Origin of the sequence: Methylobacterium sp. ME121 (assembly GCF_000974725.1) — a bacterium.
GTDB lineage: Bacteria > Pseudomonadota > Alphaproteobacteria > Rhizobiales > Beijerinckiaceae > Methylobacterium > Methylobacterium radiotolerans.
In genome coordinates, this window is the sequence record NZ_BBUX01000010.1 from 33069 (window position 1) to 48444 (window position 15376).

13 protein-coding genes are annotated in these 15376 nt (G+C 74.5%); 8 read left to right on the forward strand and 5 right to left on the reverse strand.

Going from position 1 to position 15376, the window contains the following annotated elements:
* Positions 1–87: 87 nt before the first annotated feature.
* Positions 88–756 carry an urease accessory protein UreE gene (locus ME121_RS09545; RefSeq protein WP_059408727.1) on the reverse strand — a complete coding sequence of 223 codons (669 nt, stop codon included), beginning with the start codon at positions 754–756 and terminating at the stop codon, positions 88–90.
* A gap of 240 nt (positions 757–996) precedes the next feature.
* On the opposite strand from ME121_RS09545, the gene ME121_RS09550 reads away from it, so the two are divergent.
* From ME121_RS09550 to ME121_RS09560, 3 genes are all read left to right on the forward strand, one after another.
* Positions 997–1266 carry a YMGG-like glycine zipper-containing protein gene (locus ME121_RS09550; protein ID WP_012318984.1) on the forward strand — a complete coding sequence of 90 codons (270 nt, stop codon included), beginning with the start codon at positions 997–999 and terminating at the stop codon, positions 1264–1266.
* Between the two features lie 162 nt (positions 1267–1428).
* Complete coding sequence (locus tag ME121_RS09555) at positions 1429–2169, forward strand: TerB family tellurite resistance protein (protein ID WP_024830265.1); 741 nt, start codon at positions 1429–1431, stop codon at positions 2167–2169.
* The gene (locus ME121_RS09560; RefSeq protein WP_012318986.1) at positions 2166–2921 is read left to right on the forward strand and encodes an N-acetylmuramoyl-L-alanine amidase; all 756 of its coding nucleotides are present in this window, start codon (positions 2166–2168) and stop codon (positions 2919–2921) included. The genes ME121_RS09555 and ME121_RS09560 overlap by 4 nt, the downstream gene beginning before the upstream one ends.
* Before the next feature lie 25 nt (positions 2922–2946).
* Here ME121_RS09560 and ME121_RS09565 read toward each other — a convergent pair whose 3' ends face one another.
* Together ME121_RS09565 and ME121_RS09570 are read right to left on the reverse strand one after the other, a co-directional pair.
* Entirely contained in the window at positions 2947–3981 is a 1035-nt protein-coding gene (locus ME121_RS09565; protein ID WP_012318987.1) for a TerC family protein, read from the reverse strand.
* Between the two features lie 357 nt (positions 3982–4338).
* Positions 4339–5877, reverse strand: a complete 1539-nt coding sequence (locus ME121_RS09570; protein ID WP_179239988.1) for an MDR family MFS transporter — start codon at positions 5875–5877, stop codon at positions 4339–4341.
* Between the two features lie 257 nt (positions 5878–6134).
* Between ME121_RS09570 and ME121_RS09575 the strand changes: the two genes are divergently transcribed.
* A complete protein-coding gene (locus ME121_RS09575; RefSeq protein ID WP_059408728.1) occupies positions 6135–7352 on the forward strand; it encodes a TIGR03862 family flavoprotein in 1218 nt (405 codons plus the stop codon).
* Positions 7353–7377: 25 nt separating this feature from the next.
* On the opposite strand, the gene ME121_RS09580 is transcribed toward ME121_RS09575, so the two are convergent.
* Positions 7378–8304, reverse strand: coding sequence for a collagen-like domain-containing protein (locus ME121_RS09580; RefSeq protein ID WP_059408729.1), 927 nt, complete (start codon positions 8302–8304; stop codon positions 7378–7380).
* Between the two features lie 225 nt (positions 8305–8529).
* Between ME121_RS09580 and ME121_RS09585 the strand changes: the two genes are divergently transcribed.
* Genes ME121_RS09585 through ME121_RS09600 form a run of 4 tightly spaced genes read left to right on the forward strand, consistent with a single transcriptional unit; the run spans position 8530 to position 14765 of the window.
* Positions 8530–9315, forward strand: a complete 786-nt coding sequence (locus ME121_RS09585) for an ImuA family protein (protein ID WP_059408730.1) — start codon at positions 8530–8532, stop codon at positions 9313–9315.
* Complete coding sequence (locus tag ME121_RS09590) at positions 9242–10969, forward strand: Y-family DNA polymerase (protein WP_210383229.1); 1728 nt, start codon at positions 9242–9244, stop codon at positions 10967–10969. Before ME121_RS09585 ends, ME121_RS09590 begins: the two co-directional genes overlap by 74 nt.
* Positions 10966–14256, forward strand: coding sequence for an error-prone DNA polymerase (locus ME121_RS09595; RefSeq protein ID WP_059408732.1), 3291 nt, complete (start codon positions 10966–10968; stop codon positions 14254–14256). Before ME121_RS09590 ends, ME121_RS09595 begins: the two co-directional genes overlap by 4 nt.
* Before the next feature lie 44 nt (positions 14257–14300).
* On the forward strand, positions 14301–14765 hold the full coding sequence (locus tag ME121_RS09600; RefSeq protein ID WP_012318994.1) for a hypothetical protein: 465 nt from the start codon (positions 14301–14303) through the stop codon (positions 14763–14765).
* 39 nt (positions 14766–14804) lie between these two features.
* Here the strand turns inward: ME121_RS09600 and fae are convergent, their stop codons facing one another.
* Positions 14805–15344, reverse strand: coding sequence for a formaldehyde-activating enzyme (gene fae, locus ME121_RS09605; RefSeq protein WP_012318995.1), 540 nt, complete (start codon positions 15342–15344; stop codon positions 14805–14807).
* Between the last annotated feature and the right edge of the window lie 32 nt (positions 15345–15376).

The window sequence follows — 15376 nt, forward strand, 5'->3', positions numbered from 1 at the left end:
GTCGGGAGCCGGCGCGGGACCCCCGATCGGTCCCGTCTGACCGGCCCTGTCCCCGAGCGCCGCTCCGGACCGGGCCCGGCTCGAACGCTAGTGCTCGTGGCCGCAGCCGCAGCCGGGACCGTGCACGTGGCCGTGGTCATGGCCGTGGTCATGGGCGTGATCGTGGGCGTGCTTCTGGTGCCCGTGCTCGTGATGGTGCCCGTGATCGTGGCTGTGACCGTGGCTGTGACCGTGGTCGTGCGCGTGCTTGTGACCGTGGTCGTGATGATCGTGGTCGTGATCGTGGGCATGGTGGTCGTGCCCGTGATCGTGTCCGCAGGTGCTGTGATCGTGGGCGGCCTGCTCGGGCCGGAAGGCGCGGGAGACGGGGGTCGCGACGCAGCCCTGCCCCCGCACCAGCTCGGCCGCGGCGGGTGTCGCCGGCACGTAGAGCACGTCCGTGCCGATCTCGGCGTCCACGTGGCTGCCGCCGAGCTGCCAGGCCAGGCGCAGCAGGCGGGCCGGATTCTCGGCGCGCACCTCCAAGAGGTCCTCGGCGGCCGCCCGCACCGCGACGAGCCGACCGTCGTCGAGGCGCAGGGCGTCGCCGTCCTCGAGCGCCGCGGCCCTGGTGAGCGCGACGTCGAAGCCGAGGCCGCCCTCGGCGACCAGGGATCCCGCGACGGCAGCCCGGGCCGCGCGGTCGAGGGTCACCGTGTCGGCGACGCGGTCGGCGCGGACCGCGGCCCGGCGGACGATCGTGGTGGCTGTCGGCATGGGACCCTCGGACATGAGCCGGACTGGTGCCGGGCGTGGTGCCGGATAGGGCGTCGCGGCATTGCGGCCGGAGCGCCTCCGAACCGTGGCATAGGGCGAGACGGGAACCCGGCGCAACTCGTCCCGCGGCCGATGGAACCTTAGCCGTATGGCCGACATTCCTTTCCTGCTAAGCTCGACGCGATCCGCAACGATCACGGCCACCGGCCGGACCGGATACACAAGGGAGTTCTGGGGACCATGAAGAAGCTGACGGCCGCCGCCATCGCCACCATCGCCGCCCTCTCGCTCGCCGGCTGCAACACCCCGGAGGACCGGGCTCTGGGCGGTGCCGGCCTCGGCGCCCTGACCGGTGCGGCGATCGGCGCGGCGGCCACCGGCCGCGCGGGCGGTGCCCTGGCGGGTGCCGCGATCGGCGGCGCCGGCGGTGCCATCGTGGGCGCCTCGACCGCGCCGCGCTGCCCCTACGGCACCTACCGCGACGCCTACGGCAACGTCTACTGCCGCTGAGCCGCGCTGAGCGTACCTGGGGGGGCCGGGCGCGTCCCGGCCCTTCCTCGCGGCGTGCGGAGCGGCTATCCCGTCGCTCGGCCGGGCCCGTCCCGGCGCCGGAACCCCGCCGCCCCCGATGACAGAGCCGAGCCGAGGATCAGCGCCGGGACCGGTCCGCCCATGAATCAGGCGACCAAGTCTCAGGGCGTCTGGGGCAAGCTCGGCGGTGCCGGATTCGGCCTCGCGCTCGGCGGTCCGCTCGGGGCGCTGATCGGCGGGGTCGCGGGCCATTTCCTGCTCGACCGCGTCGGCGCGCCCTTCGGGCGGACGCCGCGCGACGTCGTGTTCACCACCGGACTCGTGGCGCTCGCCGCCAAGATGGCCAAGTCCGACGGGGTCGTGCTGCCGTCGGAGGTCGAGGCGTTCGGCCGGGTCGTGCAGGTGGAGCCGTCCGCGCGGGCGGGCGTCGAGCGCCTGTTCGACCTCGCCAAGAAGACCACGAGCGGCTTCGAGGCCTACGCCCAGCAACTGGCGACCACCTTCGGCGACGAGCCGGCGCTCCTCGAGGACGTGCTCGACGGCCTGTTCCAGATCGCCGGCGCCGACGGGGCGCTGCACGAGGCCGAGGAGCGCTACCTGCGCGCCGTCTCGGGCATCTTCGGATTCGACGAGGCGGCGTTCCGGCGCATCGCCGCCCGCCACGTGCGGCTGCCGGACGATCCCTACGGCGTCCTCGGGCTCGACCGCGGGGCGGACGACGCCGCCGTGAAGGCCCGCCACCGGGCGCTGGTGGCCGAGCACCACCCGGACCGGGCGCTCGCTCGCGGCCTGCCGACGGAGGCGGTCGCCATCGCCACGCGGCGGCTCGCCGCGATCAACGCGGCCTATGACCGGATCGCGCAGGAGCGCGGACTCCGGTGAGTCTCGCGCCCGACAGCCCCCTGGCCCGCCGCGTCGCGCCCTCGCCGAACCACGGCGCCCGCCGCGCGGGGCCGCTCGACATGCTGATCCTGCACTACACCGGGATGGACAGCGGGGCCGCCGCCCTCGCGCGCCTGCGCGACCCGCTGAGCGAGGTCTCGGCGCACTACCTCGTGTTCGAGGATGGCGGCACCGTCCAGATGGTGCCGGAGGCCCGCCGGGCCTGGCACGCCGGGGCCGGCGCCTGGAAGGGCGAGACCGACGTCAATTCCCGGTCGATCGGGATCGAGATCGTGAATCCGGGCCATGCCGGCGGGCTGCCGCCGTACCCGGAGGCGCAGGTCGAAGCCGTGATCGCGCTGGCCCGGGACATCCTCGGCCGCTGGCCGATCCCGCCGGAGCGGGTGCTCGCCCATTCCGACGTGGCGCCCGAGCGCAAGGAGGATCCGGGGGAGATCTTCCCGTGGGACCGCCTCGCGGCGGCGGGGGTGGGTCACCACGTGCCGCCCGCGCGCCTCCAGGACGGCCGCTTCCTCGCGCGGGGCGATGCTGGCCAGCCCGTCGAGGCGCTGCAGGCGATGTTCGCGCTCTACGGTTACGACCTGCCGGTGACCGGGACGTTCGACGCGCGCACCCGGGCTGTGGTCACCGCGTTCCAGCGCCATTTCCGCCCGGCGCGGGTGGACGGCGTGGCCGACGCCTCCACCATCACCACCCTGCGCGACCTGATCGCGGCGCTGCCGGCGTCCTGAGGGCCGGGCGCCCGCCGGGCCCCCCTTAGGCGCGGTGGGCCCGCGCCTCGTGCGGGGGGGCGGCCTCCGGGGCGGCCGCGGCCGAAGCGTCGGTCCGGGTCCGCCAGAGGCTGTAGAAGACACCGGCCGCCAGCAGCGTCAGGGTCACCACCAGGGAGACCCAGGGCTGCACGTGGATGAGCCCGAACGTGTCGGCCACCACGATCTTGGCGCCGATGAAGATCAGGATGAAGGCCAGCGCCGTCTTCAGGTAGGCGAACCGGTCGACCATGGCGGCGAGCGCGAAGTAGAGGGCGCGCAGGCCCAGGATCGCGAAGATGTTGGAGGTGTAGACGACGAACGTGTCGGTGGTGATCGCGAAGATCGCCGGCACGCTGTCGACCGCGAAGATCACGTCGGCGCCGTTCACCAGCACCAGGGCGAGGGCCAGCGGCGTGAAGTACAGGGCGACCTTGCCGGTCTTCGGGTCGGTCTTGCGCACCGTGAAGCGCTGGCCGTGCAGGTCGGGCGTGACCCGGAAGGTCGTCTTGAACCAGCGCACGACGGCGCTGTTCTGGAAGTCGCCCTCCTCCTCGTCGCCCGCGATCAGGATCTTCAGGCCGGCGTAGATCAGGAAGGCGGCGAACAGGGAGAGCACCCAGTGCACCTCGTGCACCAGGGCGGCGCCGAGGCCGATCATCAGGCCGCGCAGCACCACGGCCGCCAGGATGCCCCAGAGCAGGACCCGGTGCTGGGCGGCCCGGGGGACGCCCAGAGCCGTGAGAATCATGGCGATGACGAAGACGTTGTCCATCGACAGCGACTTCTCGACCACGAGGCCGGTGACGTATTCCTCGGCGGAGGACGGCCCGAGATACCACCAGATCCAGCCGCCGAAGGCGAGGCCGAGGGCGAGGTAGAAGCCGGTGAGCAGCAGGCTCTCCCGGACGCCGATCTCGTGCTCCTTGTCGCGGTGGAGGAGCCCGAGGTCGAAGGCGAGCAGGCAGGCGATCAGGACGTGGAACCCGAGCCACATCCACAACGGCTTGCCGAGCCATACGACGGTAAGGACGTCCATCATGTGCGGGACCTGATGCTGATTCCGAATGGAAAGCATCGGCTCCGACATCACGGGCGCTGAGGAGCGCCCGCCAGAGGGGCCCGCAGCCGATGAGGTCGACGTAAGGGGCGATCCGGGCGAATCAAGGGCAGAGCGCCGGCGTGGCGCGCGGACCGGTGACGATATCCGGCCCCCGTGGCCCCGGCGCGACGAAGGAGCGCGTCACCTTCCGGATGCCGCCGGAAGGCGCGAGCACCCGCACGCGTCCGCGACCTGCTCCGGAGCGGTCTCCCGTCTCGGCCCCGCCCGCGTGCGCGGTGACGGGATCCCGGCCCGGTCCGGCGTCGCGGGATCGGCAGAAGTCCACCCCGGGGGCCGTCAGGTGGAGGCCTCCGGCGTCTCGGCGGCCATCTTCGGCGACGTGCGCTCGCGCAGGGGCCGCTCCTCCATCAGCGCCAGGAACGTGAAGGCGCCGAGCAGGCCGAGGCAGGCGGCCAGGAAGACGTAGCGGAAAGTCAGGGCGAGCTGGGCCGGGTCCGCGCCGCGGATCAGGCTCTCCACGTCGTGCGCCCCTCCCCCTGCCCCGCCCGCGGCGCCGCCGAGCACGATCGTCCCGAAGGCCGCCACGATCAGCGCCCCGCCGAGGGAGCGGAAGAAGTTCATCGCGGCGGTGGCGATGCCGAGCTGGTGCGTCTCCACGGCGTTCTGGATCGAGATGGTCGAGAGCGGGAGGATCGTCCCGATTCCCATGGAGAGCAGCGCGAACAGCACCTCCATGAGCCAGAAGGGCAGCGCCCGGCCCTGCCAGGCGATGGTGGCGCAGCAGGCGAGACTGACGCACATCATCGCCAGCGGTACCCGCTTGTAGTGCCGGAAATGCAGCATCGACCGGCCCGACAGGGTCGCGCCCGTGACGGTGCCGATCATCAGCGGCACCAGGGCCACGCCGGACTCGCTCGCCGAGAGCCCGATCACCCCTTCGAGGAAGATCGGCACGTAGATGGTGAGCCCGATGAAGGTGCCCATGGCGAAGCAGGCCGCCAGCGTCGCGCTGTAGACCACCCGGTCCTTCAGCACCTCCGTGGGGATCAGCGGCTCCGGCGCCGTGGCGAGCCGCGCCGCGAAGCCGCCCCCCAGCACGGCCGCCCCGGCGAGGAGGGCGAGGACCGGCGCCGAGTCCCAGGGATAGCGCACCCCGCCCCAGCTCAGGGCCAGCAGGAGGGTGACGGAGCCCGCCACCATCAGGGCGGCGCCGGGATAGTCCAGCCGGTGGCGGCGCTCGTGGCGCGGCAGGCGCTTCAGGTTGGCGTTGGTGAGCGCGAAGGCGAGGCAGCCGATCGGCAGGTTGATCCAGAAGATCAGCGACCAGTGCAGGTGCTGGGCGAAGAAGCCGCCGAGCAGCGGCCCCGCCACCGAGGCCGTCACGAACACGCCCGCGATCACCACCTGGTAGCGCGCCCGCTCCTTGGGCGACATGATGTCGGCCAGGATGGTCTGCGCCAGGGCGATCAGCCCGCCGCCGCCGACGCCCTGGAGGCCCCGGGCGAGCGCCAGCGCCACCATCGTGGGCGCGAGCGCGCAGGCGAGCGAGCCGACCACGAAGGTCGCGATGGCGATCAGCAGCATGATCCGCCGGCCGTGGATGTCGCTGAGCTTGCCGTAGAGCGGGGTCACCGCCGTGGAGGCCAGCAGGTAGGCGGTGACGATCCAGGGCAGGTTCGCGGCGTCGCCGAGGTCGAGGCCGATGGTCGGCATGGCGGTCGCCACGATGGTCTGGTCGAGGGCCGCGAGCAGCATCGCGGTCATCAGCCCGTAGACGATGGCGCGGATCTCGCCGGGGCTGAGCGCGGCCTGCGGGCCGGCCGGCCGCGCCCGGGTTTGCGGCTGGACCTCGGTGACGGCGACGGGACTGGCCACGTGTCTGAGAGCCTCTGATCCGGACCGTGCCGGCCGACCGTCCGGGGCGGACGGGGCCTGGGGCGGCATGAGGAGGTGTGCGGACGGACCGCGGTCGCGGGCCGGTGTGCCGGTATCCGCGGCGCCCGGGATCGGAAAGAACGCAGGTCCGGACGTACCCGGTTCCTAGCGCAACGCCGGAGGCCAGCCCATGGCGCCCGGCGCCGATCCGGCCTTCGCCCTTGACAGAGGGCGCCGGGCTGTCGCTCTCCCGGCCCATGCCGGATGACAGGGATGCAATCGCCATCGTGGGCGGCGGGCCGGCCGGGCTCGCCGCGGCCGAGCTGCTGGGGGAGGCCGGCCGCGCGGTCACGGTCTACGAGCGCATGCCGTCCGTCGCCCGCAAGCTGCTGATCGCCGGGCGCGGCGGCCTCAACATCACCCACAGCGAGGCGCGGGCGGAGTTCCTCGCCCGCTACCATCCGCGCGGCGTCCTCGACGCGGCCATCGCGGCCTTCCCGCCCGACGCGCTCAGGACGTGGTGCGCGAATCTCGGCGAGCCGACCTTCGTCGGCTCGAGCGGGCGCGTCTTCCCGCAAAGCTTCAAGGCCTCGCCGCTGCTGCGGGCGTGGCTGGCGCGGCTCGACCGCCTCGGCGTCCGGATCCGCACCCGCCACCGGCTCACGGGGATCGCCGAAGGCCTGCGCTTCGAGACCCCGGACGGTCCCCTGGACCTCCGCCCCCGCGCCACCCTGCTGGCGCTGGGCGGGGCCAGCTGGCCCCGCCTCGGCTCGGACGGGCGCTGGGTGCCGCTCCTCGAAGGGCTCGGCGTGGCGGTGGCGCCCCTGCGTCCGGCCAATGCCGGCTTCGCGGCGGCGTGGTCCGACCTGTTCCGGGAGCGGTTCTCCGGCGCGCCGCTGAAGCGGGTGGCGCTCACCTGCGCGGGCACCACGGTGCGGGGCGAGGCCGTGATCACGGAGGCCGGCATCGAGGGCGGGGCGATCTACGCTCTCTCGCGCCCCCTGCGGGAGGCGATCGCGGCCGGGGGCAGCGCGCGGCTGGTCGTGGATCTCCGCCCCGACCTGACCCGGGAGGCCCTCGCCCGCCGCCTGTCCGGCGCCCGGCCGGGCGACTCGGCCGGGACCCGGCTGCGCAAGGCCGCGGGCCTCGCGCCCGCGGCGGCGGGTCTGCTGCGCGAGGCGGCCGGCGGCGCCCTCCCGACGGAGCCCGGGGCCCTCGCCGGTCTGATCAAGGCCGCGCCCATCACCCTCACCGCCTCCGCGCCGATCGAGCGGGCGATCTCGACGGCGGGCGGCGTCCGGCTCGACGCCCTCGACGGGCGGTCCATGCTGCGCGCCCATCCCGGCCTGTTCCTGGCCGGCGAGATGCTCGACTGGGAGGCGCCGACCGGCGGCTACCTGCTCCAGGGCGCCTTCGCGGGCGGCCGGGTGGCCGCCGCCGGGATGCTCGACTGGCTGCGCGAGACCGGCGGCTGAGCCGCCGGGATCAGGGTTGCCCGCCTCAGGGCCGCGTGCAGAACCCGACGATGCCGGACGCCTCCGCCGGGCAGCTGACGCCCTCCCCCTCGTAGACCGGCGCGCCGCCCTTGAGGCAGTGGGCCGTGACCAGCATCTCGCCGGTCCCGCAGGTGATCGTGCAGCCCCCCGGGCAGTCGGATTTGCGCACGGGCCGCAGGCTGGCCGCGGCGGCCTCGCCCTTCGGACCCGGGCCGCCCTGCGGTCCGACCGGACCCCGTGGGCCCGCGGCGCCCGCGTCGCCCTTCGGACCCGGTGCGCCCTGTGGGCCGACCGCGCCCGCGGGACCGGGCTCTCCTCTCGGGCCGGGCTCGCCCTGGGGACCCGTATCGCCCTTGAGGCCCCGCTCGCCTTGAGGGCCCTGCTCGCCCTTGATCCCCTGATCCCCCCTGGGCCCCTGCTCGCCCTTGGGACCGGTCTCACCCTTGGGGCCCGTCTCACCCTTGGGGCCCGTCTCGCCGGCCGGTCCCGCCGCACCCTGGGGACCGGGCGGTCCGGGCGGCCCCTCGGGCGCGCAGTTCGCCACCACCGCCTCGCGCTCGTCCGGCTCCGCCTTCAGCGTCACCACGCAGGTCGAGGGCCGGTAGGGCAGCCGGAAGGTGAACCGGCCGCGCCGGTCGGCCTGGATCGAGATGTCGTCGTCCAGCACCACGATCGCCCCGGGCTTGCGCACCGAGCCCGAGATCCGCAGGTCGCCGGCCTCGATCCGCGCGTCGTAGACCATGATCGGCTGGCTCGGGGCCTGCGCGTGGCGGACCCGCGGGCGGGCCGGGCGAGACCGCCCCGTCGCGGGGGCGGACGCGGCCGGATCCGGACCGGCGGCACCCGGCGGATCCGCCTGCTGGCCGAGTGCCGCCCCCGCCAGGGCGAGCAGGAACGTCAGGGTGAGGGCTGAGCTGAGGGCTGAGCGCATGCGCGGTCCGGTCCGGCCGCGTCACGCGCGCGGCGTCGGGACATTGGTCTCGCCCTGCGATTGCGGTCAACCGTGACCTCGAACCCAGAGGTGGCTGTCGAGTCCACCGGCGTCCACAGCCGTCCACAGGCCAAGCCGCTGCCGCCACGCGCGATTTCGGGACCTTGCGGAAACCGTTTGTGCCTGTTCCTGTTCTGTTCCTATCGTCCAGCATGACCGGAGCCGATGGAGATGGGGCTGGACCCTGCGGACGAGACCGAGGCGGCGCTCGCGCCGAGCGATCCCCGGGCCCGGCTGGCGGCCCTGCGGGTGCGCCTCGCGCCGCCGGACCGGGGCCGGGATCCGTCCCTGGTCCTGCCGCTCGGCGTGCCGGACCTCGACGCGCACCTGCCCGGCGGCGGCCTCGTCCTCGGGCCGCCCCACGAGATCGCGCCGGCCGAGCCCGCGGACGCGATCGCGGCCCTGGGCTTCGCCCTGGCGCTCTGCGCCCGCCACCTCGCCCGGGCGCCCGGAGAGGCGCTGATCGCCGCCGCGCCCGGCCAGCCCCTGCCCTACGGGCACGGTCTCGCCGGCCTCGGCCTCGACCCCGGCCGCCTGCTGCTGCTGGAAGCCGGCAGCGACGCGGAGGTGTTCCGCGCCCTGGAGGCGGCCCTGCACGCGCGGGCGCTCACGGCCCTGATCGGCCTCCTGCGGGACGGGCTGCCGCTGAAGCCGGGCCGGCGCCTGCAGCTCGCCGCGGAAGGGCCCGCGCCGCCGCTGCTGCTGATCCTGCGGCCGGCGCCCGCCAGCCTGCCCAACGGGGCCGCCACCCGCTGGCGGATCGCGTCGGCGCCGGCGGCGCGGGACCGGTTCGGGACCCTGGACAGGCCGCGCTGGCGGGCGCGGCTCGACCGCTGCCGCAACGGGCGGGGCGGCGACTGGCTTGTGGAGTGGGACCATGCCGCGCATCGTCTGCATCTGCCTGAGCCACTGGCCGGTGACGCGGCTGCGGCGGGCGGGTCTCGCGCCTGAGCGCGGCCCCCTCGCGGTGGCGGCCGAAGGGTCCGGCGGGCTGCGGCTCGTGGCCCTCGACCCGGAGGCCCGCGCCCTGGGCCTCCGGGTCGGCGAGCCCCTCGGCCGGGTCCGGGCGCGGATCGGCGTCCCGCTCCAGGTCTATCCCGCCGACCCGGAAGCCGACCGGGACGCCCTGCTGCGGCTGTGCCGCTGGGCGAGCGGGTACGCGCCCCTCGTGGCGCCGTTCGGGCCGGGTGAGGCGGCGGACGGGCTCTACATCGACGTCGCCGGCGCGAGCCACCTGCGCGGCGGCGAGGCGAACCTCGTCGCGGACCTGGCCGCCCGGCTCGCGCGGAGCAGCGTCCCGGCGGGGATCGCGCTGGCCGACACGCCCGGCGGGGCCTTCGCGCTGGCGCGGCATGGCGGGGGCGACCGGGTCGTGGTGCCGCCGGGCGGGGCCCCCGAGGCCCTGCGGGCTCTCCCCGTGGACGCCCTGCGCCTCGATCCCGGTACGGTCGCGGGGCTGAAGCGGCTCGGCCTGCGCCGGATCGGCGAACTCGACGCCCTGCCCCGGGGGCCCCTCGCCCGCCGCTTCGGCGCGGCGCTGCTCCTGCGCCTCGATCAGGCCCTGGCCCGCCGGCCCGAGCCGCTGGCGCCCCTGACGGAGGCCGCCGCCTACGCCGCCGCGCGCGGCTTCCTCGACCCGATCGGGCGGCAAGCGGACATCGTCCGGACCGCCCGGGACCTGATGGCCGAGACCGCCCCCCGGCTGGAGCGGGACGGGCTCGGCGCCTGCGCCCTGCGCCTCAGCCTGCACCGGGTGGACGGCGCCCTGCGCGTCCTCGATCTCGGCCTGTCCCGCCCCGAGCGCTGCCCGGAGCGGGTCGCGGCCCTCGTCTCCCTGCGCCTCGACCGGCTGGGCTCCGCCCTCGACGCCGGCTTCGGGTTCGAGACGGTGGCGCTCGCCGTCACGGTGACCGGTCCCATGCCGGCCCGCCAGACGGATCTCGGCGCGGCGTCCGCGGGCGACGGGGTCGGCGTCCTGGCCGATGCCCTGGCGCAGCGCCTCGGGCGGGCGCTCCTGCGGCTCGAGCCCCGGGCGAGCCACCTGCCCGAGCGGGCCGACCGGAGCCGGGTCTGGGTGGCCGGAGAGGGGCAGGGAGAGGGATCAGGTCCTGCGGGACGCGGCGCGACCGCCTCTCACGGCGGCGGTGTGCTCGATCCCGACGCTTCCCGTCCCTCACCCCGACCTTCTCCCGCACGGGAGGGGGGGCCGGGTGCGCTCCTCGATCAAGGGCGGTGTTCGACCCCGATGGGGGCAACCTCCCGCACAGGGATGGAAGGGAAGGCGCGCACCCGCGCGTCCCCCTGGCCCGAAGACCTCCCGCCCCGCCCCCTGGTCATCTTCCCCCGCGGCGAGGCCGCCCTCGACGTGCTCTCGACCGTTCCGGAGGGGCCGCCCCGGCGCTTCCGCTGGCGCGCCCGGATCCACCGGGTCACCCATGCCGAGGGGCCGGAGCGGATCGCCGCCGAATGGTGGCGCGAGCCCGGCGCGGATCGCGATTACTACCGCATCGAGTGCGAGGCCGGGCACCGGCTCTGGCTCTACCGCGACGGCCCGCACGCCCCCGACCGCCCGGCCGCGTGGTACGTCCACGGGCTGTTCGCGTGACCGCGCCTCAGCTCCCGTACGCCGAGCTCGCCGTCACCACGAACTTCTCCTTCCTGCACGGCGCCGCGCACCCGCAGGAATTCGTCGCGCAGGCGGCTTCCTACGGCCTCGAGGCCATCGGCATCGCCGACCGCAACACCGTGGCCGGTGTGGTGCGCGCGCACGCGGCGGCCCGCGCCCTCGAACCGCAGGGCACCGCGATCCGGATCCTGCCGGGGGTGCGCCTCGTCACCGAGGAGGGGTTCGAGGCCGTCACCTACCCGATGGACCGCGAGGCCTGGGGCCGCCTCTGCCGGCTGCTCACCCTCGGCAACCGGCGCGTCCGCAAGGGCGATTGCCGCTTCGCCTTCGCCGAGATGCTGGAGGCCTCGGAGGGGCAGATGTTCATCGCCATGCCGCCGGCCCGGCGCCTGCCGGAGGGCTTCCGGGCCCGGCTGGAGGCGCTGGCCGCCGCGGCGCCGGGCCGGACCTTCCTCGGGGCGAGCCACACGCGCCGCGGCGACGAGCGGCGGCGCCTCGGGCTGCTCGCCGAGCTGGGCGCGGCCTCCGGCGCCCCGATGGTCGCGGTCTCGGACGCGCTCTACCACCATCCCGACAGGCGCCCGCTCCAGGACGTGGTCACCTGCATCCGCGAAGGCTGCCGGATCGAGGACGCCGGCTACCGCCTGGAGGCCAATGCCGAGCGCCACCTGAAGCCGCCGCCCGAGATGGCGCGGCTGTTCGCCGACCACCCGGAGGCGCTGGCCCGCACCGTCGAGATCGCGCAGGCCTGCGCCTTCGACTTGGCGCAGCTGCGTTACGAGTACCCGGACGAGCCCGTGCCCCCCGGGCGCACGCCGCAGGAATACCTGGAGGAGAAGACCTGGGAGCGGGCGCGCTGGCGCTACGCCGGCGAGGTCCCGGACGCCGTCGCGGCGACGCTCCGCGAGGAGCTGCGGCTCATCGCCAAGATGGACTACGCCCGCTACTTCCTGACCCTGTTCGACGTGGTCGAGTTCGCCCGCGGCCAGGGCATCCTCTGCCAGGGCCGCGGCTCGGCGGCCAATTCCGCCGTGTGCTTCTGCCTCGGCATCACCGCGGTGGACCCGTCGAAGCACCGGCTGCTCTTCGCCCGGTTCATCTCGGAGAACCGCGGCGAGCCGCCCGACATCGACGTCGATTTCGAGCACGAGCGCCGCGAGGAGGTGATCCAGCACCTCTACGCCCGCTACGGGCGGGAGCGGGCCGCCCTCTGCGCCACGGTGATCCACTACCGCCCGCGCATGGCGATCCGCGAGGTCGGCAAGGTCCTGGGCCTGACCGAGGACGTGACCGCGGCGATCGCCGACACGGTCTGGGGCTCCTGGGGCACCGGCATGCCGGACCGGCACGTGCGCGAGGCCGGCCTCGACCCGGAGAATCCCGCGATCCGTCAGGCGCTCGACCTCGCCCACCAGCTGATCGGCTTCCCCCGCCACCTGTCGCAGCACGTCGGCGGCTTCGTGCTGACCCGCGGCCGGCTCGACGAGACCGTGCCGGTGGGCAACGGCGCCATGGCGGACCGCACCTTCATCGAGTGGGACAAGGACGACATCGACGCGATCGGGCTGATGAAGGTCGACGTGCTGGCGCTCGGCATGCTGACCTGCCTCAAGCGCGGCCTCGACTTCTTGGAGCGGGACCACGGCACCTTCTACGCGACGCTGGCCGACCTGCCGCAGGACGATCCCGCGACCTACGCGATGCTGGCGAAGGCCGATTCCGTCGGCGTGTTCCAGGTCGAGAGCCGGGCGCAGATGTCAATGCTGCCGCGCCTGAAGCCGAAGGAATTCTACGACCTCGTGGTGCAGGTCGCGATCGTGCGCCCCGGCCCGATCCAGGGCGACATGGTCCACCCCTACCTGCGGCGGCGCTCCGGGATCGACCCGGTGGAGTACCCGGCCCCGCACCCGCACCACGGCCCGGCCGACGAGCTGAAGGAGGTCCTGCAGAAGACCTACGGGGTGCCGCTGTTCCAGGAGCACGCCATGCAGATCGCCATCACGGCGGCGGGCTTCACCCCGGCCGAGGCCGACGGGTTGCGCCGTGCCATGGCGACCTTCCGCCATGTCGGCTCGATCGGCGGGTTCGCGGACAAGTTCGTGGGCGGCATGACCCGCCGGGGCTACCCGAAGGACTTCGCCGAGCGCTGCTTCGCGCAGATCCGCGGCTTCTCCACCTACGGCTTCCCGGAGAGCCACGCGGCGAGCTTCGCGCTCCTCGTCTACGCCTCGGCCTGGATGAAGTGCCGCCACCCCGACGTCTTCCTGGCGGCGATCCTCAACGCCCAGCCCATGGGCTTCTACCAGCCGGCCCAGCTGGTGCGCGACGCCCGCGCCCACGGCGTCGAGGTGCGCGGCGTCTGCGTCAACGCCAGCGACTGGGACTGCACCCTGGAGCCGGGCGGGAATCCGGCCTTGCACGCCGTGCGGATCGGCCTGCGCGCGGTGCGCGGCCTGCCCGAGGCCGCCATGCGCCGGCTCGTGCGGCTGCGCGCCAACGGCTACGCCAGCATCGAGGGCCTGCAGGCGTCCCTCGCCCTGCCCCGCAACGCCCTGGAGCGCCTGGCCGAGGCGGACGCGTTCCGCTCGCTCGGCCTCGACCGGCGCGCCGCCCTCTGGATGGTCCGCACCCTGGAGGGGACCTCGGCCCGCAAGGCCGCCCGAGCCGATCCGAGCGAGCGCCGGGCCCATCTGCTGGACGCGCCGCTGCCGCTCTTCGCCTGGCACGCCGATGACGGCCTGTTCCGGCACGAGCCGGCTGTGGACCTGCCGGCCCTGGCCCCGTCCGAGGCGGTGGCCGAGGATTATTCCGCCACCGGCCTGTCCCTGCAGGGGCATCCGGTCGCCTTCTTCCGGGGGCGGCTCGCCCGGATCGGCGCGATCCCGGTCCGGGCCCATCTCGATCCGGCCCTGCCCCAGGGCGCGCGGGTCACGGTGGCGGGCCTCGTGCTGATCCGACAGCGGCCGGGCACCGCCAAGGGCGTGGTCTTCCTGACCCTGGAGGACGAGACCGGTATCGCCAACGTGATCGTCTGGAAGGCGGTGTTCGAGGCCAACCGCCGGGCCGCCATGCAGGCCCGGTTCCTCGCCGTGCGCGGCCGGATCCAGCGGGCGGACGGGGTGGTCCACCTCGTGGCGGAGGGGTTCCGCGACCTCACCGCCTCCTTACGCGACCTGCGCGAGGCCGGCATGAGGCTGCCGCCCGAGAACACGGATTTCGGCGTGCCCCCGGACCGGCGCGTGTACCGCAGCCGGGATTTCCACTGAGGCGCGCCCCTCGACAGGCCCCGCGCCGGGCGTAGAGTGCGGCGATGTCGAGCTTCGCCGTTCCGCGCCTCCTCCTCGCCGCCTGCGCGGCCCTGCCCCTCCTGGCGGAGGCCGCCCGGGCCGACAGCTGCGACGACCTCACCCGCCAGATCGCCGGCGCGATCGGCGGCCGGGTCGGCAAGCGCGCCGGCCCCAGCATCGACATCCGCGTGGCCGGCCCGATCAAGTTCGACGTCACCTGCCGGGCCGAGCCGATCGTGCAGGCGACCTCCGCCGAGCCGGCCCCCTCGGCGGCCTTCTTCCGCGACCTGTCGGTGGCCTCCGAGATCCTCGTCGGCGAGCCGGCCGCGACCGTCGAGCCGATCATCGCCAACGCCTACCGGACCGCGCTGGCGGAGCGGCGCAAGTCGTTCATCCAGCAGAACGGCTGGTCGGCCTCCTGCTACACCGACCCGGGCAGCAGCACGGTGCGCACCCTCTGCTCGGTGGGGCGCATCCCGCCGGGCTGAGGCTTACCTGAGCCGGCGGGATGCGGTCCGCGCGGCCGATCAGTACTCGATCACGCCGTCGAGCGCGTAGTGCTTCACGGTCTTCCGGTTGGCGATCAGCTCGTCCACCGTCGGCTCGCCCTTGAGGGCGCGGGCGATGGCGAGCTTCGTCGCCTCGTAGTTCGTCCGGTAGAGGTCCTTCTGGTCGAGGTTGTCGTCCTCCGCGCAGCGGGGATCGAGCCAGATCATGATGATCATGCACAGCTCGTCGAGCCCGTCCTTGGGCAGGATGCCCTCGATGATGCAGTCCACGATCGCGTCGCCGGTGGCGGCCTGGACCACGCCGCCGAGGAGTTCGACGTACTCGGCCGTGTGGATCGTGGCCTTGGTGGTCATCATCGTGGCCGGGCGCACCAACTGGTTGAGGTCGCGCACCACGAACATCCGCGTGTGGCCCTGGACCTGCCCCATCATCGACGCGAAGGCCTGACCCACCGGGCCGCGCACCGAGCCGATCAGCACCTCCGGCATGGCGTCGGTGTACTGGCCCTCGGCCGCCAGCACCGTGGCCTCGCCCGCGCGGAACCAGATCTCTTGCATGTTCGAACTCCACCTGATCGGAGCCCGCGGGA

Excerpts from the sequence above, each read along its gene's own strand:
- ME121_RS09585 (WP_059408730.1), top strand. The coding sequence starts at position 8,530 with ATGGAGATGGGGCTGGACCCTGCGGACGAGACCGAGGCGGCGCTCGCG.
- ME121_RS09565 (WP_012318987.1), bottom strand. The coding sequence starts at position 3,981 with ATGATGGACGTCCTTACCGTCGTATGGCTCGGCAAGCCGTTGTGGATG.
- ME121_RS09575 (WP_059408728.1), top strand. The coding sequence starts at position 6,135 with ATGCCGGATGACAGGGATGCAATCGCCATCGTGGGCGGCGGGCCGGCC.
- ME121_RS09580 (WP_059408729.1), bottom strand. The coding sequence starts at position 8,304 with ATGCGCTCAGCCCTCAGCTCAGCCCTCACCCTGACGTTCCTGCTCGCC.
- ME121_RS09550 (WP_012318984.1), top strand. The coding sequence starts at position 997 with ATGAAGAAGCTGACGGCCGCCGCCATCGCCACCATCGCCGCCCTCTCG.
- ME121_RS09600 (WP_012318994.1), top strand. The coding sequence starts at position 14,301 with ATGTCGAGCTTCGCCGTTCCGCGCCTCCTCCTCGCCGCCTGCGCGGCC.
- fae (WP_012318995.1), bottom strand. The coding sequence starts at position 15,344 with ATGCAAGAGATCTGGTTCCGCGCGGGCGAGGCCACGGTGCTGGCGGCC.
- ME121_RS09590 (WP_210383229.1), top strand. The coding sequence starts at position 9,242 with ATGCCGCGCATCGTCTGCATCTGCCTGAGCCACTGGCCGGTGACGCGG.
- ME121_RS09545 (WP_059408727.1), bottom strand. The coding sequence starts at position 756 with ATGCCGACAGCCACCACGATCGTCCGCCGGGCCGCGGTCCGCGCCGAC.
- ME121_RS09555 (WP_024830265.1), top strand. The coding sequence starts at position 1,429 with ATGAATCAGGCGACCAAGTCTCAGGGCGTCTGGGGCAAGCTCGGCGGT.